Here is a 19,461-nt window from a genome sequence, read left to right on the forward strand (position 1 = left end):
ATTTTGTGCAATGCAGGAAAAGAAAGCAAGGATCATTTCCGGGGGTAACTGCATTGTTGGTTGAGGCCGTGATGTCTGCCCGCTGGAAGAATGGCCTGGGGCTTTTTAATCATCGCCGCTCAGATTTCGCCGGGATTGTGGACAAGGTTCAACGGCGTGTTATTGCTTGGCATCGCAAGGCGCAGATTCGCGACCCGCTTTCTTTGCCGATTGACGTTTCGGAATGGAATGAATGGCAACAACGGTGACCGACGACCAGCGCAAGAGCGCGGCGAACCTTTCGGGTTTCGATCTCGATTTTCCGGCGCAGCTGCGGATGATGGGGCGTGCCTTCTGGACGTCGCCGGTGCGCAACCGGCTGATCATGCTGTCGATAGCACTGCTCACGGTCATCTTGCTCACCGCCTATGGGCAGATCAGGCTCAATGAATGGAATGCGCCGTTTTACAACGCGCTGGAGCGGCGCGATCTTGATGCCTTCATTCATCAGCTCGAAGTTTTCGCGATCATCGCCGGGCTGCTGCTTCTCCTCAACGTCATCCAGACATGGCTCAACCAGATGACGGCGCTGAACATGCGCGAGGGTCTTGCCAAGGACATGGTCGATCAATGGCTGAAACCGGGGCGCGCCGCCCGTCTTGCCGGTTTTGGCACGATTGCGATCAATCCGGATCAGCGCCTGCATGACGATGTCCGCAATCTTGCCGAAAGCAGCACGGCGCTTTCGATCGGCCTCGTCAATGCGACGATCCTGCTCGTCAGCTTCATCGGTGTCCTCTGGTCGCTCTCGGCGGGTTTTGCCATCACCATCAGCGGCGATACCTATGCGATCCCCGGCTATATGGTCTGGGCGGCGATCCTTTATGCCGGGTCCGCCTCGCTGCTCAGCAATCTCGTCGGTTACCGGCTGGTGGGGCTGAATGCCGAGCGTTATTCCAAAGAGGCGGAACTGCGCTTTTCCCTGATGCGGGCCAGCGAAAACCTTGCCGCCATTGCCCTTGCACGCGGTGAAAAGAACGAAAGGCGGCGGATCGGCATCGATATTGATGCGGTGCTCGGTGTCATCCGCGGGCTTGCCATGGCGCTGACGCATCTGACATGGGTATCGGCGGGTTATGGCTGGCTGGCGGTGGTGGCGCCGATCCTGATTGCCGCGCCGGTCTATTTTTCCGGCAACCTCACCTTCGGCGGGCTTATGATGGCTGTCGGCGCTTTTAACCAGGTCAATACGGCGCTGCGCTGGTATATCGACAATTTCGGCCCTATTGCCAGCTGGAAGGCGACCTTGCAGCGCGTTTCGGTGTTCCGCAACGCCCTTATCCAGATGGACAGCGTGGAGCAGCACGGCCTCACGATTGATCTGCAGCGCAGTGCGGAGAATGAAAAAATCCGCCTGCAATCGGTCACCATCTGCCGTGATGCGGGCGGGCAGGACATGGAGCGCGGCTTCCGGTTGCGCGAGGCCGATATCGAGATCGGGCCGGGCGAGCGGCTGATGATCAATGGCGAGCAGGGGGTGAATCGGCGGCTGTTATTTGCTGCCATGGCCGGGCTTTGGCCCTGGGGACAGGGCAGGATCGAGATGCCCGAACAATCCGACACACTCTTCATTGCCCAGCACGGTTATCTGCCGGCGGGTTCGCTGCGTGAGATCCTGGCCTATCCGCGTGCGCCCCAGCGGTTTACCGATGCGGACTACCTCTCGGCGCTCAACGCATGCGGGCTCGGCGAAATGGTTTCCCGTCTGGATGAAAACATCCGCTGGGACAAGAAGCTGGATTCGGATGAGCAGGCCAGCATCCGCGTTGCCAATGCCCTGCTGCTGAAGCCGAAATTCGTCGTTGTCGACGATTTGCTGGAAGGTCTGGAAAAACAGACACAGGATACGCTGGCGGAGGTTCTGAACGGGATAGACGGTGCGGCGATCGTTTATATCGGCCGGTCGGAGACATTCCTGTCGGTTCTTACCCCGGCTGTGGCCCATCTGGACCACGCTTCACAGAAGTAAATATCGTCAGGCGTGGCCGGCCTGATCGCTTTGGCTCAAAGCCGTAAATGCCATTTGTCCGAGCCGAGCCGTTGCTGCTTGGCAATGCTTATGGTGGTGTCCGGCTCCACCTGCGAACGGAGCGCCAGCGTGCCGGTCGCCAGGCTGATGGCGACGATGCTGGCGACCGCCAGTACGATACGGTCGTAGCGCTGCTGTATCGTGTTGTTTCCACTCCAGTCATAGGCCATTCGCACGCCCTCGCGTTTTCTGGAATCGTGCCCCATCATGGTTAACCGAAGCTTACGATTGGCCTGTGATTCCTTGCTGTTTTGGAAGGGCTGCCGCGACAAATCGGCTATTGGCTGATGGGGCGCGGTTGTTTTAAGTCCGGCAGCGGGAGGTTTGTGAAAGGAATTCGAGACATGGACCAGCAACCGCCCGCCGATATGGAACTGACGCTCAGAACGCTTGCCATGCCCGCCGACGCCAATCCGGCGGGCGATATTTTCGGCGGCTGGGTCATGTCGCAGATGGACCTTGCGGCTTTCGTCCGCGCCAATGATGTGGCCGGCGGCCGCACCGTCACCGTGGCGGTCCATGAAATCGTCTTCAAGAAGCCGGTCAAGATCGGCGATACGCTCTGCGTCTACACGCGGATCGAAAAGATCGGCCGCACCTCCGTCACGCTCAAGATCGAGGCCTGGACCCGCAGGCACTATCAGGATTCGCGCGAAAAGGTCACGGAGGCCGTCTTCATCATGGTCGCCGTGGATGAGAATGGCGAGCCACGCCCGGTGCGCAAGGAGGTGCGCAAGGAAGCGTAAGGCCAGCGCCTTTTCAAAGCAAATTCCGAAGCGCCTGCTGGAAGAGCATAGGCGCTTTGGCCTTCTCGTCATTCGACAATCGTCCGCCCAATACTTTAGAAATATCCAATTTATTTATCAATTTTTGCGATCAAGATGTGGAATAGGACGGGGATCAGGCTTTGACCATTCCAGGTGTTGTTATTATCGGCGGCGCTCACGGCACGCTTGCCCTTGCCCGCAGCCTCGGTGTCCTGAATGTGCCGGTCTACTACCTTACCCATGATTCACCGTTGCCGGGCTGGTCGCGCTTCGTGCGGGAAACAATCCGCTGGGCCGGTCCGCATGATGATGGGGCGATGGCGTTTCTGCGGCAAATGGCTGAAAAACCAGGCCTGAAGGGCTGCCTGCTGGTGCCATCGGGCGATGGTGAGGTTCAGCTTGTTTCGCAGCATCGCGAGGAGCTTTCGGCGCTTTACAAAATCATTCTGCCGGAATGGACGAACCTGCAATGGCTGTGTGAAAAACCGCTGCTCTACAAACGTGCGGCCGAACTCGGCGTCAGCATTCCCCGAACCTATGCGCTGACATCGGCTGCCGATGTCGATGGGCTGGATGTGATGTTTCCCGTCATTCTCAAGCCGAATATGGGGGGCGGCAACACTTCGATCGCCCGGGCGAAAGTTATCCGCGCCGATGACCGAGAAGGGCTGAAAGCCGCTTTCGCCGATGCCAGTGGAGAGATCGGCCCCGACAATGTCGTCGTGCAGGAACTCATTCCGGGTGGAGGAGAAAGCCAGTTTTCCTATGCGGCCCTGTGGCTGGACGGGGAACCCGTTGCCGAATTCACCGCGCGGCGCGCCCGGCAATATCCCGTTGATTTCGGTTATACCAGCACGCGTGTCGAGGTCGTCGACAATCGGCAAGCGGTCGAAGCGGCCCGGAAAATATTGAAATCGGCAGGTCACAGCGGGCTGGTCGAAGTGGAATTCAAATTCGACGGCAGGGATGGGTCGCTGAAACTTCTCGATGTCAATCCGCGCCCGTGGTCGTGGTTCGGCCTCTGTTCGGCTGCCGGCATCGATCTTGGCGGGCTTTTATGGCAGGTGGCCAATGGCATGCCCACCGGGCAGGCGGTCACTGCGCGGCAGGGCACTTCCTGGTCCTATCTCATCCGCGATACCGTTGCCGCCTTCACATTGGTACGGAGGGGACAGGCGAGACTTGGCGATTATCTTGCCTCCCTCGGCAAGATCCGCAGCTGGGCCGCTTTTGCACCGAACGATCCCCTGCCGGGCCTGATCGATCTGCCGCTGACCGCCTTGCGGGTGCTGAGAAAACGTATTCTTCCCGGCCTGGCGTCGGGGCAATCGGCAAGGGCCATGTTGCCGCCGGTCAAACGCCTGGTGAAATATGGGGCCATAAGGGCGGGGCTGGAGGTGAGTTCTCTTCCGGCTGTCCGCTCGGCATTTCCATCCCTTGCCGGACGGGGTGTGATTTTCACGCTTCACCATGTGCGTCCGGGGCAGCCGGTTTCGGCTTTTGCGCCCAATGTGCAATTGTCCGTCACGCCACAATTTCTGGAAGAGGCCATTGAGGCCGCGCTCGAATCCGGTCTCGTGCCCGTTCATCTGCATGATCTGCCGGCTCTGCTTGCCGACAGCGGCGAAGGCCGGTCGTTCTGTGCCTTCACGCTTGATGACGGTTATCGCAACAATGCTGAACATGCTGCGCCGATCTTCCGTAAATACGCGGTTCCCTACACGATTTTCGTCACGCCAGGTTTTGTTGAGCGTAGCCGCAGCCTGTGGTGGGAAACCGCGGCGGCGCTGACGCAGAAAGCCGCATCGTTCGAATTTGATTTTGGGGCAGGGCCGGAGCAGGTGGAATGTGCCACGCCATCACAGAAGCTGGAGGCATTCGCCCGGCTTGAAAACTTCGTCCAGGAATCCGCGGAAGATGACGCGGTGGAAAGGATCGATCGCGTCGCAAGGCAGCATGGCCTCGACCCCATCGCGATGGTGGACGAATTGGTCATGGATGCGGCCGAACTCAGGACGCTGTCGGACGATCCGCTCGTGCATTTTGGCGCGCATACCATGACACATGTGAACATGCGCAAGATCGATGCGGTGCGCCTCGCCCATGAGATCGAGGAATCGACGTGCCGGGTGGAAGTTTATGTGGGCCAGCGGCCGCAATCCTTCTCTTATCCCTATGGCTGGGTCCGGGCCGTGGGAGAGCGCGAAGCAAAAGCGGTATCGGATGCGGGCTTCTCCGTGGCGGTCACCACGCAGGCCGGTGTTCTCGGCCCTCACAGCCTCGAAAAGCCGGCCCAGCTGCCGCGCGTTTCGTTGAACGGACGCTTTCAGAAAAAGCGCTTCGTCAAGGCGCTCATCTCGGGCCTGCCTTTCCGGTTCATCTAGCGGCTATATCTGCTTTCCTTCTTTCGCCCGCTCCGCGGCAATGCGGAGGCCGTCGGCCTTTTGCATGAACATGACAATTTTTGTTATTCACATCCTTTTATCTATTGATTATAAATAAATTTATCGAGGTAAAACATTACAACTTTTTTGAAGGCTCTGCCCGTGCTGCTGATTTTCGCCGATGATCTGACCGGTGCTCTTGATGCCGCCGCCCCTTTCGCCGGGCGCGGGTTGGCAACCGAGGTTGCGATCGGGCTTGATGGTGTTCGCGAAGCGCTTGTGGATGCGCCCGCGATCCTTAGCGTCAACCTCGGCTGCCGCGATGGAAAAGCGGAGGAGGCCCACCGCCGCACGCGGGACCTGATGGCGCTGGTTCCGGCCGGTACGATGTTTTTCAAGAAGATCGATTCCCGGTTGAAGGGACATATTGCGGCGGAAATGGACGCGATTTCCTATCGGCAGGCACTGGTCGCCCCCGCCATTCCCGATTTCGGACGTATCGTCACCGGCGGCGCCGTCTCCGGCTTCGGTGTCGAAACCGCCATTCCGGTTGCTGCAAAACTCGGCGGGCATGCCGCGCGCTGTACGATACCGGATACGGGCTCGCAAGGTGATATTCGCGAAGCCCTCATCGCCGCGCAGGCAGAGGGGGTCGATCTTCTGGTGGGTGCGCGCGGGCTTGCCGAAGCGCTGGCCGAGACGATGGCGGCCGAGCGCGCTCCGCAGGCGGCGACCATTCCACCCGGCAAGGGTGTTTTTGTCATCGGCTCGCGTGATCCGATCACGGTCGGGCAGATCGACGTTCTCAGGAGTGACGGGAATGTCTCGATCATCGAGGCGCCCAATGGTGTGGTGCCACATCAAGCCAGCGATGATTCTGATCTGACACTGGTTCAGGCAACACAGGGTGCGGACGATCTCTCGCCGCTTGCGGTTTCCGATCATCTGGCAGAAGGCGTTGTGCCGCATTTCACCGTCGGGGCGAAAAGACTGCTCCTGTCGGGCGGGGCGACTGCCGAAGCCGTGCTGCGGGCCATGGGCATTTCGCGTTTGCGACTTGCCGGCGAATGCCTGCCGGGCCTGGGGGTTGGCTGGGCTGGTGACCAATGCATCATTGCGAAGTCCGGCGGTTTTGGGCAAGCTGACACGTTGAAACGGATTGCGAAAATGATGCTTGGCGAAAACGACGCTGGAGAGAGCTGACCAGATGGGGCTGATGAAAGAAACGGCGCGCAAGGCACTTCCGGACATTATTTTCGAGAGAATGCACCGGGCGATCAAATCCGGGGCCTATAAGCCGGATGAGCGGCTGCCGACCGAACATGAACTCGCCATGGAATTCGAAGTCTCGCGCCCGGTCGTGCGCGAGGCGCTGCGGCGCCTGCGCGAGCAGGGGTTCATCTATTCCCGCAGGGGTTCCGGCAGCTATGTCAGGGCGTTTGGCCTGCGCGAGCCGCTCGGTTTCGGCCAGCTGGAAAATGTCGCGGATCTTCTGAACTGTTATGAATTCAGGTTGACGCTGGAGCCGGCCGCTGCCGCTGCGGCGGCATTGCGGCACGATGCCGAAAGGCTGGCGGCGATCAGGAAGGCGCTTGAACTGATGCGGGACGCCACCAATCGCCAGTCCCACCGCGAGGATGCCGACTACCAGTTTCACCTCGCAATCGCGCGGGCGGCCAGGAACAGTTATTTCTCCACCGCCATGGAAGCGCTGAAGGACCATATTGCAGTTGGGATGAAGTTCCACGGTATGTCGGTAAAGCGGGAGGCATCCGGCCTGACGCGTGTTTTCGCCGAACATGAGGCCATTGCAAAGGCGATCGCCGATGGTGATGCGGAAGCGGCCCGCCAGTTGATGCTCCAGCACCTGACGGGCTCGCGTGACCGCCTGTTCGAATCGTCCCATGCGGATTAAGGCTGCGCCCAGGGCCGGTGCGCCTAGCCACGCACGGGCTTTCTCCTCAGAAGGCGTGGCGGTAGATGCCGAGCACGTCCTCAAGGCTCATATCCACCGGGTTATTGTCCATCAGCCGGCGGATGGCATGTGCGTCCTCGGCATAACGGGGCAGATCGCCCTCCGTCGCCCCATGCCGCGCGAGTGACATTTCAATGCCGAGCCCGGCGCAGAAATCCGTCGCCGCCTTGCGGAGATCGTCCTGCGAGAGATGATCGCGAAGGCCGAGCGCGCCGGCCACTTCCGCTGTCTTCGCCGAAACGGCAGGCTGGTTGAAGGCCAGAACATGCGGAAAGACGATGGCATTGGCCAGCCCGTGCGGCAGGTTGAGAAGTGTGCCGAGCGGATAGGCGATGGCGTGGCCGGCGGCCGTATTGACCGGGCCGAGGCAGATGCCGCCGTAATAGGAGGCGAGCATCATGCCTTCCCGCGCTTGCGTATCCGCGCCATCGCGAACGGCGCGCGCCAGATATTTGCCGACCAGCGCAAAGCCCATGCGGGCAAAACCGTCGATCATCGGATGGGCCTTGCGATTGGTGAAAGCCTCCACGCAATGGGCCATGGCATCCACACCCGTCGCCGCGGTCACGGCCGGTGGTACGGAATAGGTGAGCTCCGGATCGAGAACGGCGAAATCCGCAATCAGATAAGGGCTTTCTACCGCGATCTTGCTGCCCTTGACGGGGTCGGTGATGAGCGAGCGGATACCCGCCTCTGACCCGGTGCCGGCGGTGGTGGCGATTTGCACGAGCCGCGTATCGCGCCCGGCAACCCTGTTCGGCCCGGCGACGTCTTCAAGCCTCTGGCCGGAATTCCACAGCGCCGCGACAAGCTTTGCCACATCCATGACGGAACCGCCGCCGAGGCCGACGATGAGATCGGGTTTGGCCGCGTGCGCGGCAGCAAGCGCTGCATCGAGTGTCGCGGTATCCGGCTCGCCGGGAATGGCGTCGAATACGGTGAAGGGACCCTGCAATTGCAGCCGGTCGACAAATTTAGCCGTCAAAGGCGTGGCGATCACCAGGGTCGAGGTGTTTTTGCCGGCGAAGGCCCCTACCTGCGCAATCGTGCCCGCACCGACGGCGAGCCTGCGCGGCTGGTGGATGAGAATGGGAGCTGTGGACATGGTGCTCATCCCTTCCGGGCCTTGCTCGACACGAGCTTGCGCGCATAGGCGATGGCCGCATTCATGTTGCCGTGATTGGCGATGCCTTTGCCGGCAATGTCAAAGGCGGTGCCGTGATCGACGGAGGTGCGGTCTATCGGCAGATCGACGGAGACGTTGACGGCGGTATCGAAGGCGACAAGCTTGATCGGGATATGGCCCTGATCGTGATATTGCGCGACAACGAGATCGAAAGCGCCCGAGTAGGCCCGGTGAAACACGGTATCGGCGGAAATCGGCCCCTGCACCTCGATGCCTTCGGCGCGGGCGGCTGCAACCGCCGGTGCGATCTGATCGTCATCTTCCGTGCCGAACAGGCCGTTTTCGCCGCAATGCGGATTGATGCCGGCAACGGCGATCCGCGGCCGCTCGTAACCGATGCGCTTCAGATGGGCATTGCCGGCGCGGATGGTCGCCAGCACCCGCTCCGTCGTCGCCCGGCGAATGGCGTCCTGCAGGGAAACATGGGTCGATACGTGGATCACCTTCAGTCGCTCGGAAGCGAGCAGCATATAGGCGGCGGATGAGCCGGTTAGGCTGCGCAGCATGCCGGTGTGACCATCATAATGGTGGCCTGCCAGATTAAGCGCTTCCTTGTTGATCGGCGCGGTGACGATGCAGCCGATTGTTCCGGCTTCGGCATCGCGCACGGCTTTTTCGATGAAACGGAAGGCGGCGTCGCCAGCCACCGGCGACAGCGTGCCCCATGGGAGCGGCGCGCCCTCCACCGGCAGGTCGACCACATGGGAGGTGAGATCGATATCAACACCGAGCGCCTCCCGTGCTGCTTCCAGCGTGGGGAGGTTTCCGTAAATCCGGGTTGCGGCGCGATCGGCAGCGGACATGTCCGCCAGCGCCCGAACGGTGATCTCGGGGCCGACGCCGCACGGGTCGCCCATGGTGATGCCAATGATGTTGCTCATCTTTTTCTCCCGTCCGTGGCGTCGGCCCAGCCGGGCGCCAGCCGGACATATTTGATTGCGCGGCGATGATAGGTGTAGCTTGCGTGCAGCGTACCGTCCGGCGCTTCCAGAAGCCATGGATAGGACATTTCCAGATTGCGGCCATCCGTCGAATCGTTTGACAGGCAGGTGCCCGGCCCATCCTCGATCAGTATCCGGGTGGGGAAGCTCAACCCATCATCATTGGAAAGGCAGACGGAGACCGGAGCGCGCGGCACGCCCCAGATCGGCACGCATCCGCCGCTCGGATCGGCATCCGGCCTGTCGTCCTCTTCGCCCAGCTCGTCATAGAGCGAAGCGCGCCGGTCGCTGGATTCCTGTGCATTGACGGGATTGCAGATCATTGCCAGCCGGCCGTCAGCGAGCCTGATGACGGCAATGGACGAATTGTTGTTGGGCACGTCGGTCGGCTGCGGTTTCGACCAGGAGCGGCCGCCATCAGCACTTTCCGTGCGATAGACGAAATCGGCCTGGCGACGGCGAAAGAAGGCGGCGTAGCGCTCCTCCTCTGCCGCGACCGGGCTCATATGCACGCAGCCGGTCGAGTCAGGTAGATCCTGCAATGTCCATGTCGCGCCGTTGTCGGTGGATATGCCGAGCGCGGCGGTGTCGTGGCTGCCGTTCCATTTCTGGCCGGGACGCTGGATGCAGCGGAAGATCGGCAGGAGCCAGGCACCGTCATCGCGGATGCGAAGCGGCGCGCGGATGAAGCAGCCCTTCGGAAGATCAAGGAAGCGCCCTTCCTCGGATGTGAGTTTTTCCGCTTCCGCCGCGTCGCGGTGAATGCGCGCCATGCGGATGCGGCATTCATCCTGATTGCCTGAAGGCTGGGAGGTATGAAACAGCCATAACCCGCCATCCGGCGCAGTGAAGAGCACCGGGTTCTGTTCTGAATGGGCGGGGTCGTGGCTGAGGCGCTGCGGGGCTCCCCAGCGGGTAGCGTCAGGCGTCAACGCGGATGCGAAAATCGAAATATCCGACTTGCCTTCCAGCGTGCCGCCGAACCAGGCGCAGAGCAGCGTGCCATCATCGAGAAGGTGCAGGAAGCTCGCATGGTTCTGGATCATCGGTGACGGAAGGAAGGCTTCCTGCCGGTTTTCCGACACGGCGTGCATGGCTCCGGTCATGGCGTGAGCGATGTCATCAGGGGTCATCGTGGTCTCCTCTTGCCCTGATGAAAATGACATATTTGAAAAGTTGTCAAGTTTATTTGATATAAAAGGAGCGTCGTTTGTTTTTGATTTATGAACTTAAATATTTGTTTTTAAATGATAAAAGTATGTGATTTGCTGCGAATAAAAATTGCTTTCGAAAAATAAATTGACAAAAAATGTGATAACGCCGATGCTCTGTTCACGGGTGGAGGAGACAGTCATCCGCACGCCATGCTCCTCGATGCAGGAGATGGGGCTTTTCAGAATACCCCTTGCGGTGCGCCGCCATGTTGCTGAATTTCTGATCTGGGAGGAGAACGGAATGAAGAAGTCATTGATTGCGAGCGCCCTTGTTCTGGGTTCGCTCAGCGCCACGGTTTCGCCGGTGCTTGCGGCATCGGGGCCGATCAAGATCGTGCTGGCGGAAGAGGCGGACCTGCTGGAACCCTGCATGGCCACGCGTTCCAATATTGGCCGCATCATCATGGAAAATGTCAGCGAGACGCTGACCGAGCTTGATGTACGCGGCAAGAACGGCGTGCAGCCGCGCCTTGCCGAAAAATGGGAACAGAACTCGGATGGCAGCTGGCGTTTCCATCTGCGCCAGGGCGTGAAGTTTTCCGACGGTACGGGTTTTGACGCCAAGGATGTGAAGCACAGCTTCGAGCGCATCATGAGCGACAAGAATGCCTGCGAATCCCGCCGCTATTTCGGCGGCATGACGGTGACGCCGACGGTTGTCGACGACCACACGATCGATTTCAAGACGGATCCGGCCCAGCCCATCCTGCCGCTCCTGATGTCGCTCGTCACGATCGTTCCGGAAGAAACCAAGATGGAATTTATCCGCGAGCCTGTCGGCACCGGGCCTTACAAGCTGACCAACTGGACGCCCGGGCAGCAGATCGTACTGACCGCGCGTGATGATTATTGGGGCAAGAAGCCTGAGGTAACGGAAGCGACCTACCTCTTCCGCGCCGATCCCTCGGTACGTGCTGCCATGGTGCAGACCGGTGAAGCCGATCTTTCGCCCTCCATTTCCCAGCTCGACGCAACAAATTCGAAGACTGATTTTTCCTATCTCGACAGTGAAACGGTCTATATGCGCCTCGATCACAATATCGCGCCGCTGAACGATGTGCGGGTGCGCCGCGCGCTCAATCTTGCCATCGACCGGCAGGCCTTCCTCGGCACACTGGTACCTGAAGGTGCGGTGCTGGCGACGGCGCTGGTTCCGCCGACCACGCTTGGCTGGAACCCCGACGTCAAGGTCTTCCCTTACGATCCTGATGCTGCAAAAAAACTGCTCGAGGAAGCCAAGGCTGCCGGCGTGAAGGTGGATACGCCGATCACCATCATCGCGCGTACGGCGAACTTCCCCAATGTCACCGAGATCATGGAAGCGATCCAGCAGCAGCTGCAGGAAGTCGGCTTCAAGATCGACCTGAAATTCGTGGAAGTGGCCGAACACGAGAGCTATTATTCCAAGCCTTTCAAGGAAGGGCGCGGACCGCAGATCGTCGCCGCCATGCACGACAATTCCAAGGGCGACCCGTCCTTCACCATGTTCTTCAAATACGCCACCAAGGGCACACAGTCCGGCTTCTCTGACCCGAAGGTGGATGACCTGATCGAACGTGCTTCCGCGGCCGTCGGCGACGAGCGCGCCAAGCTGTGGTCCGAACTCATCGCCTACCTGCATGATGACGTGGTGGCGGACGTGCTGCTGTTCCACATGGTCGGTTTCTCCCGCGTCTCTGAACGGCTGGATTTCAAGCCCACCATCGCCACCAACTCGATGCTGCAGCTTTCGGAAATCGGCATCAAGTAAGCCGGTATCTTATGAGCCAAAGAGCGGCGGCGGAGCTCAAGCTTCGCCGCCCTCGTTGAAAAACCGGAGGCAACCATGCTGAGCTTCATCCGAAAACGTTCCGTTGCGAGCCTGATCTCCCTGATCGGCCTCATCGTGATGGTTTTCTTCCTCTCCCGCCTGACGGGGGACCCGGCCGCGCTGTTTCTGCCGGTTGAGGCTTCGGAGGAGTTGAAGCAGCAGTTTCGGGCGCTGCACGGCCTGAATGATCCGCTGATGGTGCAGTTCCTGCGTTATGCGGGCGATGTGATGACAGGGGATCTGGGAGAATCGCTCAGAAAGGCCCGTCCGGCGCTGGATGTCGTGCTGGAAGCTTTCGTGTGGACGCTCTGGCTCGCGGTCATCACCATGTCGCTGGTCACCACGGCGGCCATCGTTGTCGGCTCGCTTGCAGCTTTCCGGTCCGGCGGCTTCTTCGACCGCATGGCGTCGACAATTTCCCTCATCGGTGCCTCGGTTCCGGATTTCTGGCTTGCCATCGTGGCGATCGTGGTCTTTTCCGTCAATCTCGCCTGGCTGCCCACATCAGGCACTGGCTCGGTGCTGCACTGGATCCTGCCGATTTCAGTACTCTTCGTGCGTCCCTTCGGTATCATCGTGCAGGTGGTGCGCGGTTCGATGATCGGCGCCTTGTCTTCCGCTTACGTCAAGACGGCACGCGCCAAGGGCGTAAAATCTGGGCCGATCATCTTCATCCATGCTTTGCGCAACGCCATGCTGCCGGTCATCACCGTCATCGGAGATCAGGCGGCAAGCCTTCTCAACGGTGCAGTCATCGTCGAAACCATCTTCGGTTTTCCCGGTGTCGGCAAGCTGATGATCGATTCCATCCTCCAGCGGGATTTCAACGTCGTGCTGGCCGCCATTCTCGTCACCGCGCTGGCCATCTTCCTGATGAACCTTCTGATCGATATCGCCTATGCGCTGCTCGATCCGCGTATCCGGCACTGAGGAGGTCATACAGCCATGAGCCTTTTGAACGCCGACACCCAGATCATCGACGAGCCCTCCTTCGCAACACGCATGCTGCGTATGTTATGGGCGGACAAATTCGCGCTCTGCGCTGCGATCTTCCTCGTTATTGTCGTCGTCCTCGCTTTTGTCGGTCCGGCCTGGCTGGGTGATCTCGCGACGAAACAGAACCTGCGCGGGCGTAACCTCGCGCCCTTCGACTGGCAGCGCGAATGGTATTTCTGGTTGGGAGCGGATGCGCTCGGCCGTTCGCTTCTGGCGCGCATCGTCGCCGCCACGCAAAATACGCTGATGATCGCCGCCGGTGCCGTGCTTCTCTCCGCCGTCACCGGCACCGTGCTTGGGCTGATCGCCGGTTTTTCCTCCAATCGCGTCGGCCAGATCATCATGCGGCTGGCGGATGTGATCATGTCGTTTCCGTCGCTGCTGATCGCGGTCATCGTGCTTTATCTGCTCGGTTCCTCTATCCTTAACCTCATGCTGGTGCTCGCCATCACCCGCATTCCCGTTTACATCCGCACCACGAGGGCGGAGGTGCTGGAGGTGCGCGAACGCATGTTCGTGCAGGCGGCGCGCGTCATGGGCGCATCCGGCAAGCGCATCCTGTTTCGCCACATCCTGCCCGTGGTGCTGCCGACGCTGACGACGCTTGCGACGCTCGATTTCGCCTATGTGATGCTGGCGGAGAGTGCACTGTCCTTCCTCGGTATCGGCATTCAGCCGCCGGAAATCACCTGGGGCCTGATGATTTCCCAGGGGCGGCAATATCTCACCAATGCCTGGTGGCTGTCCTTCTGGCCGGGGCTTGCCATCATTCTCACCACCCTGTCGCTCAACCTGCTGTCCAACTGGCTGCGCATCGCGCTTGACCCCGTGCAGCGCTGGCGGTTGGAAATGAAGGGCCGCAAAAATGGCTGATCATCTTCTCGACGTGCGAAATCTCTCCGTGGAATTCCACACCGCAAGCGGTGTCGTCCACGCGGTGAAGGACGTTTCCTACCATATCGACCGCGGTGAAACGCTGGCGATCCTCGGCGAAAGCGGTTCGGGCAAGTCGGTGTCCTCCTCGGCCATCATGAACCTCATCGACATGCCGCCCGGTCGCATCAGCGGCGGTCAGATATTGCTCGACGGCAAGGACCTGCTGACGATGCCCGCCGAGGCGCGCCGCGAGATCAATGGCCGGCGCATCGCCATGATCTTTCAGGATCCGCTCAGCCACCTCAACCCGGTCTATACTGTCGGCTGGCAGATCCGCGAGGCGATGACCACCCACGGCATGGGCAAGGCGGAAGCTGAAGCGGAGGCGAGGCGGCTTATCACCCGTGTCGGCATTCCCGATCCTGACCGGGCGCTCTTGAAATATCCGCATGAATTTTCGGGTGGCCAGCGCCAGCGTGTCATGATCGCCATGGCGCTTGCATTGCGGCCCGATCTGTTGATCGCTGATGAGCCTACCACCGCGCTTGACGTGACGGTGCAGGCGGAAGTGCTTTCGCTGCTCAAGGAATTGCAGCGCGAAACTGGCATGGCTGTGCTCATCATCACCCACGATCTCGGTGTTGTCGCCGAAATCGCCGACCGGGTGGTGGTGATGGAAAAGGGCGTGCTGGTGGAAGCCGGCACGGTTCGCGAGGTTTATCGCAATCCGCAGCATCCCTATACCCGCAAGCTTATCAATGCCGCTCCGGGCAAGGGCGACATGCATCAGCCGGACGCGAAGGGCGAACCGCTGCTCAGCGTGCGCGATGTGCGCAAGCGTTACGGCGCATTCGAAGCACTGAAGGGTGTTTCCTTCGACCTGATGGCAGGCGAGACCATTGCCGTCGTCGGCGAAAGCGGTTCCGGCAAATCGACGCTGGCGCGCATTCTACTGCGGCTCGACGAGCCGGATGCGGGCAGCGCCGTATGGAAGGGGCGGGACCTGTTCAAGCTGTCGCCGGCGGAATTGTTCGCGCTGAGGCGTGATCTTCAGATGGTGTTCCAGGACCCCACCCAGTCGCTTAACCCCCGCATGACGGTGTTCCAGCTCATCTCCGAAGCCTGGGTCATCCATCCCGATATATTGCCGAAAGCGAAATGGCGCGAACGGGTCGGCGAATTGCTGCAGCAGGTTGGCCTTTCGCCGGAGCACATGCGCCGTTATCCGCACCAGTTTTCCGGCGGCCAGCGGCAGAGGATCGCGATTGCCCGTGCGCTTGCGTTGGAGCCGAAGCTCATCATCTGCGACGAGGCGGTCTCGGCGCTCGATGTTTCGGTTCAGGCGCAGGTCATCACACTCCTGGACAGGCTGCGCCGCGACATGGGCCTCTCCTTCATCTTCATCGCCCATGACCTTCCTGTCGTGCGGGATTTTGCCGATCATGTCATGGTCATGCAGCGGGGAGAGGTCGTGGAGTTCGGCACGGTGCGGCAGGTGTTCGAAGCCCCGCGCGAGGCCTATACCCACGCGCTGCTTGCCGCCAGCCTCGATCCGGATCCCGATATGCAATCCCGGCATCATCATGCGGCCGGCCACGCCATTGAAAATTCAAGCGGAGTTCTTCCATGAGCAAACAAGCTTTCGTCGCGCTCGTCACCTGTTTCAACGAGGACGAAACCATCAATTACGAGGCGACCCGCGCGCAGGTGCGCCGCCAGGTGGCGGCTGGCAACAACATCATGTGCGCCGGCACAAACGGCGATTTCACCGCGCTGACGCACGAGGAGAAAATCCGGCTGACCGAAGAGGTGGTGGACGAGGTGGCCGGCCGCGCCAGGGTGATCGTCAATGCCGGCATGCCGGCCACGTTCGAAACCCTGCAACTCGCCAAAGCCTTTGACCGTATAGGCGTCGACGGCATCGCCGTCATCACGCCTTTCTTCATCGCCTGCACGCAGGATGGCTTGATCCGCCATTTCTCGGCGGTGGCCGATGCCGTTGAAACGCCGGTCTATCTCTATGATATTCCCGCCCGCACCCAGAACCACATCGAACCGGAAACGGCGCGCAAGCTCGCATCCCATGGCAATATCGCCGGCATCAAGGATTCCGGCGGCGCGCAGCAGACGCTCGAAGCCTATCTTCAGGTGGCGAAGGACATGCCCGGTTTCGAGGTCTATTCCGGGCCGGATCACCTTGTGCTCTGGTCCTTGCAGAACGGCGCTGCGGGCTGCATCTCCGGCCTCGGCAACGCCCTGCCGGATGTGCTTGCCGGCATTCTCAACGCTTTCAACGCCGGCGACATCGCCGAAGCTGAACGCCAACAGGCGATCTATGCCGATTTCCGCACCGATCTCTACGCCCTCGGTTTCGCACCCGCCATGGTCAAGCGCTCACTTTACCTCCAGGACCCCTCCGTCGGCGCCAGCCGCCAGCCGGCCCTTCTGCCGGATCAGGAACAGGATGCAAAAATTCTGGAAATCCTGCGGCGCTATCGACGGCTGTGATCCCGGTGCAGAATGTGACCAGCACGGGAAAGACCGATGCGCGCCACGTCAAAATAACCGGTTGAAACAGCAAAACTCGGAAGCGCTTCCATGGTCCCGCATATGACGAATAATTTGTGACACAAACACGAAATTCCCCTTGTCAGCCTGACCATTGATGTTTAAGAGGAGCGCGCAACGCAAGCGTTCGCGCATGCGGAGAGGTGGCAGAGTGGTCGAATGCACCGCACTCGAAATGCGGCATACCTGCAAGGGTATCGTGGGTTCGAATCCCACCCTCTCCGCCAAGCTCTGATCACTCTCCGCCAGCTACCTGTAAAGCCTTGGATCTCCTCGTAAAATATCTGCTCGCCAGCGGCCCTTGAAGAGTGAAAATCATGCGGGTATCGCGCCCGGTACACCTTTCGGTACATGTCCAGGCACCTCCAATGTGTTCGTTGAAGTTGGCGCGCGAATTTCTCGTCAACAATCAACAATAGTAATACTTAATTCAGAAATTTCGTAAAGGTTGCAAAGGCAGGCCTCACTGTATCGTTGGGGCGAAAATGTCACTCAGATTTGCGACTGCTTTTGGTGGAGCAACTGTCTGGCGACTGGCGTCCGATGACCGAGCGCAATCATCTGCAATGTTTCTCTGTCTCCAGCCAAGTGCCTTTCCGGCAGCTTGACGAAGTTTGCCATGAGGTCTGAAATGTCGCTCCTGAAAAACACCAAAATCCAAACGAAAGTCGTGGCCGTTATCGCGCTAACAAGCCTGGCTTCGCTGCTCGGCCTGACCTATGTCAGCCTGCAATACAAGAATACGGACAGCAACTACAGTAACTTCATCGCAAATGACGCGCTCGCGGCAGTGTTGAATGCCAGGACAAGTGGCAATCTCAACGCGCTGGGAATGCAGATGCTCCGCGCCAGCCTGACAGATCCAAAGGGCAGTGATTTCGAAGCGGCCGTCAAGACGTTTAGAGCCGACAGGAAACAGCTTGAAGAGCGGCAGAACACGATCGTTCAATTGGTTCCCGCGCGCGCGGATGCTGCGCGTGATATATTGAAGGGTGTCGCTGAAGTAGAAGAAATCGGCAATAAGGTCATCAGTCTGGTCCAGGCTGGTCAACAAGCTCAGGCTCAGCAAATGGCTCTGGATCTCCTGAAAAAACTGGGAGAAGTGTCACCGAAGATCAGCGCCGGTAACGAGCAACTGATAGCGTCGATGAACCAAGGTCGTGAGCGCCTGACGCAGCTCACCAACTCCACGATTGTTATCGGTATAGCTGGATTGATCCTTGTATCTCTAGTCTTGATTGGATTTGGCCTGTTCATCTCCTCGCGGGGTATCACGACGCCCGTTGCGCGCCTTCGGGAACGAATGACGTCGCTGGCAGGCGGCGAGACGGGTGCTGAGGTCGACGGAGCGGATCGCAGGGACGAAATCGGCCAGATGGCTAAAGCCGTCGCGGTATTCCGCGACAATGCCCTGGAGCGCATCCGACTGGAGCGGGAGGTTGAAGTCAATCGCAGCCTGTCGGAGCGAGAGCGGGTTGAGCGCGAACAACAGCGTGCCAAAGATGCTGGCGATATCGAATTCGCATCTAACCATGTTGCCGCAGGCCTCGCAGCCCTTGCCGATGGCAATGTTTCCTATCGCATCACTGACGTGTTTGTCGGCCAGATGGATCACGTTCGGCAGGACTTCAACAGGTCGGCGGAGAAGCTCGAAACCGCGCTGACACAGGTGGCCGAGAATGCCCGTGCTATCGAAAGTGGCTCGAACGAAATCCGATCTGCGGCCGACGATCTTGCCAGACGTACCGAGCAACAGGCCGCCGCCGTCGAGGAGACTGCCGCCGCACTCGAAGAAATCACCACCACTGTTAGAGATTCAACCAGGCGTGCGCAGGAAGCCGGTCAATTTGTCAGCCGAGCCAAAGTCGGTGCGGAACAATCTGGTGAGGTCGTACGGCGCGCTGTCATCGCCATGGGGCAGATTGAAAAGTCCTCCAGCGAGATCAGCAACATCATCGGCGTGATTGATGAGATCGCCTTCCAGACCAATCTGTTGGCCCTGAATGCGGGTGTCGAAGCCGCCCGCGCGGGCGATGCCGGAAAGGGTTTTGCTGTCGTCGCCCAGGAAGTACGTGAGCTTGCCCAGCGTTCTGCCAGTGCCGCCAAAGAGATCAAAACACTAATCAATGCATCCAACGGCCAGGTACAGGAGGGTGTCCAGCTTGTTGATGAGACAGGCCGCGCGCTTGAGACTATCGTTTCGGAGGTGCAGGAGATCAATCGACACGTCAGTGCAATTGTCGATGCCGCACAGGAACAGTCTTCAGGTCTTCAACAAATCAACACCGCCATTAACGAAATGGATCAGAACACGCAGAAAAACGCGGCCATGGTCGAGGAGACAACCGCTGCGACCCACAGCCTGTCGCGCGAGGTAGTTTCGCTCAACGAGCTCCTGAGACTTTTCAAACTCTCGGGACCAACACATGTGCGAGCTGCCGTTCACCCTTCGGCAGCAGTTGAGAAAGCGGTTGCCTCACCGGCAAGGGCTATCGTCCGCAAGGTCGCCAGCGCTTTTGCGGGGAATGCCGCCCTCAAGCAGGACAACTGGGAGGAGTTCTGATGAATGAACAGTATAGCGCTGCGGGCGGGGTTTGGAGGCCGTCGCCCTCCCGCCTGGCCAGCACTCTCCGTTCGACCAGATCGCGAGGGGCCGGGTAGATCACGATCGTTGAA

Annotated in this window: 16 protein-coding genes and 1 tRNA gene; 13 read left to right on the forward strand and 4 right to left on the reverse strand. The window is 59.8% G+C overall.

Annotation, left to right across the window (positions count from 1 at the left end; genetic code table 11):
• The first annotated feature begins 71 nt into the window (after positions 1-71).
• Both O3S81_RS21285 and O3S81_RS21290 read left to right on the forward strand, forming a co-directional pair.
• Positions 72-248: a hypothetical protein gene (locus tag O3S81_RS21285; protein WP_269346441.1), complete on the forward strand. Its 177-nt coding sequence runs from the start codon at positions 72-74 to the stop codon at positions 246-248.
• On the forward strand, positions 233-2,008 hold the full coding sequence (locus O3S81_RS21290; RefSeq protein WP_269346442.1) for an ABC transporter ATP-binding protein/permease: 1,776 nt from the start codon (positions 233-235) through the stop codon (positions 2,006-2,008). The genes O3S81_RS21285 and O3S81_RS21290 overlap by 16 nt, the downstream gene beginning before the upstream one ends.
• 35 nt (positions 2,009-2,043) lie before the next feature.
• On the opposite strand, the gene O3S81_RS21295 is transcribed toward O3S81_RS21290, so the two are convergent.
• The gene (locus tag O3S81_RS21295) at positions 2,044-2,277 is read right to left on the reverse strand and encodes a hypothetical protein (protein WP_331284201.1); all 234 of its coding nucleotides are present in this window, start codon (positions 2,275-2,277) and stop codon (positions 2,044-2,046) included.
• Positions 2,278-2,412: 135 nt separating this feature from the next.
• Between O3S81_RS21295 and O3S81_RS21300 the strand changes: the two genes are divergently transcribed.
• From O3S81_RS21300 to O3S81_RS21315, 4 genes are all read left to right on the forward strand, one after another.
• Positions 2,413-2,814, forward strand: coding sequence for an acyl-CoA thioesterase (locus tag O3S81_RS21300; RefSeq protein ID WP_269346444.1), 402 nt, complete (start codon positions 2,413-2,415; stop codon positions 2,812-2,814).
• Positions 2,815-2,975: 161 nt separating this feature from the next.
• On the forward strand, positions 2,976-5,219 hold the full coding sequence (locus tag O3S81_RS21305) for a polysaccharide deacetylase family protein (RefSeq protein ID WP_269346446.1): 2,244 nt from the start codon (positions 2,976-2,978) through the stop codon (positions 5,217-5,219).
• Between the two features lie 162 nt (positions 5,220-5,381).
• Positions 5,382-6,422, forward strand: coding sequence for a four-carbon acid sugar kinase family protein (locus O3S81_RS21310; protein ID WP_269346448.1), 1,041 nt, complete (start codon positions 5,382-5,384; stop codon positions 6,420-6,422).
• A gap of 4 nt (positions 6,423-6,426) precedes the next feature.
• Complete coding sequence (locus O3S81_RS21315) at positions 6,427-7,134, forward strand: FadR/GntR family transcriptional regulator (protein ID WP_174010760.1); 708 nt, start codon at positions 6,427-6,429, stop codon at positions 7,132-7,134.
• A gap of 46 nt (positions 7,135-7,180) precedes the next feature.
• Here the strand turns inward: O3S81_RS21315 and O3S81_RS21320 are convergent, their stop codons facing one another.
• Genes O3S81_RS21320 through O3S81_RS21330 form a run of 3 tightly spaced genes read right to left on the reverse strand, consistent with a single transcriptional unit; the run spans position 7,181 to position 10,454 of the window.
• Entirely contained in the window at positions 7,181-8,308 is a 1,128-nt protein-coding gene (locus tag O3S81_RS21320) for an iron-containing alcohol dehydrogenase (RefSeq protein ID WP_269346450.1), read from the reverse strand.
• Positions 8,305-9,261: a 4-hydroxythreonine-4-phosphate dehydrogenase PdxA gene (pdxA, locus tag O3S81_RS21325; protein WP_269346451.1), complete on the reverse strand. Its 957-nt coding sequence runs from the start codon at positions 9,259-9,261 to the stop codon at positions 8,305-8,307. Before pdxA ends, O3S81_RS21320 begins: the two co-directional genes overlap by 4 nt.
• Positions 9,258-10,454 carry a sialidase family protein gene (locus tag O3S81_RS21330; protein WP_269346453.1) on the reverse strand — a complete coding sequence of 399 codons (1,197 nt, stop codon included), beginning with the start codon at positions 10,452-10,454 and terminating at the stop codon, positions 9,258-9,260. The genes pdxA and O3S81_RS21330 overlap by 4 nt, the downstream gene beginning before the upstream one ends.
• A gap of 322 nt (positions 10,455-10,776) precedes the next feature.
• On the opposite strand from O3S81_RS21330, the gene O3S81_RS21335 reads away from it, so the two are divergent.
• The 7 genes from O3S81_RS21335 to O3S81_RS21365 all read left to right on the forward strand — a co-directional run bounded on the left by O3S81_RS21335 (position 10,777) and on the right by O3S81_RS21365 (position 19,348).
• Positions 10,777-12,285: an ABC transporter substrate-binding protein gene (locus O3S81_RS21335; protein ID WP_269346454.1), complete on the forward strand. Its 1,509-nt coding sequence runs from the start codon at positions 10,777-10,779 to the stop codon at positions 12,283-12,285.
• 75 nt (positions 12,286-12,360) lie between these two features.
• Positions 12,361-13,275: an ABC transporter permease gene (locus O3S81_RS21340; protein ID WP_003511517.1), complete on the forward strand. Its 915-nt coding sequence runs from the start codon at positions 12,361-12,363 to the stop codon at positions 13,273-13,275.
• A gap of 15 nt (positions 13,276-13,290) precedes the next feature.
• On the forward strand, positions 13,291-14,214 hold the full coding sequence (locus tag O3S81_RS21345; protein WP_269346459.1) for an ABC transporter permease: 924 nt from the start codon (positions 13,291-13,293) through the stop codon (positions 14,212-14,214).
• Positions 14,207-15,847, forward strand: a complete 1,641-nt coding sequence (locus tag O3S81_RS21350) for an ABC transporter ATP-binding protein (protein ID WP_269346461.1) — start codon at positions 14,207-14,209, stop codon at positions 15,845-15,847. The genes O3S81_RS21345 and O3S81_RS21350 overlap by 8 nt, the downstream gene beginning before the upstream one ends.
• Positions 15,844-16,725, forward strand: coding sequence for a dihydrodipicolinate synthase family protein (locus tag O3S81_RS21355; protein WP_269346463.1), 882 nt, complete (start codon positions 15,844-15,846; stop codon positions 16,723-16,725). The genes O3S81_RS21350 and O3S81_RS21355 overlap by 4 nt, the downstream gene beginning before the upstream one ends.
• Before the next feature lie 197 nt (positions 16,726-16,922).
• Positions 16,923-17,012: transfer RNA gene (locus tag O3S81_RS21360), tRNA-Ser, on the forward strand.
• Between the two features lie 404 nt (positions 17,013-17,416).
• Entirely contained in the window at positions 17,417-19,348 is a 1,932-nt protein-coding gene (locus O3S81_RS21365; RefSeq protein ID WP_269346465.1) for a methyl-accepting chemotaxis protein, read from the forward strand.
• The last annotated feature ends 113 nt before the right edge of the window (positions 19,349-19,461 follow it).

The sequence above is a fragment of the Agrobacterium sp. SOY23 genome, from assembly GCF_027212525.1.
GTDB lineage: Bacteria > Pseudomonadota > Alphaproteobacteria > Rhizobiales > Rhizobiaceae > Agrobacterium > Agrobacterium tumefaciens_I.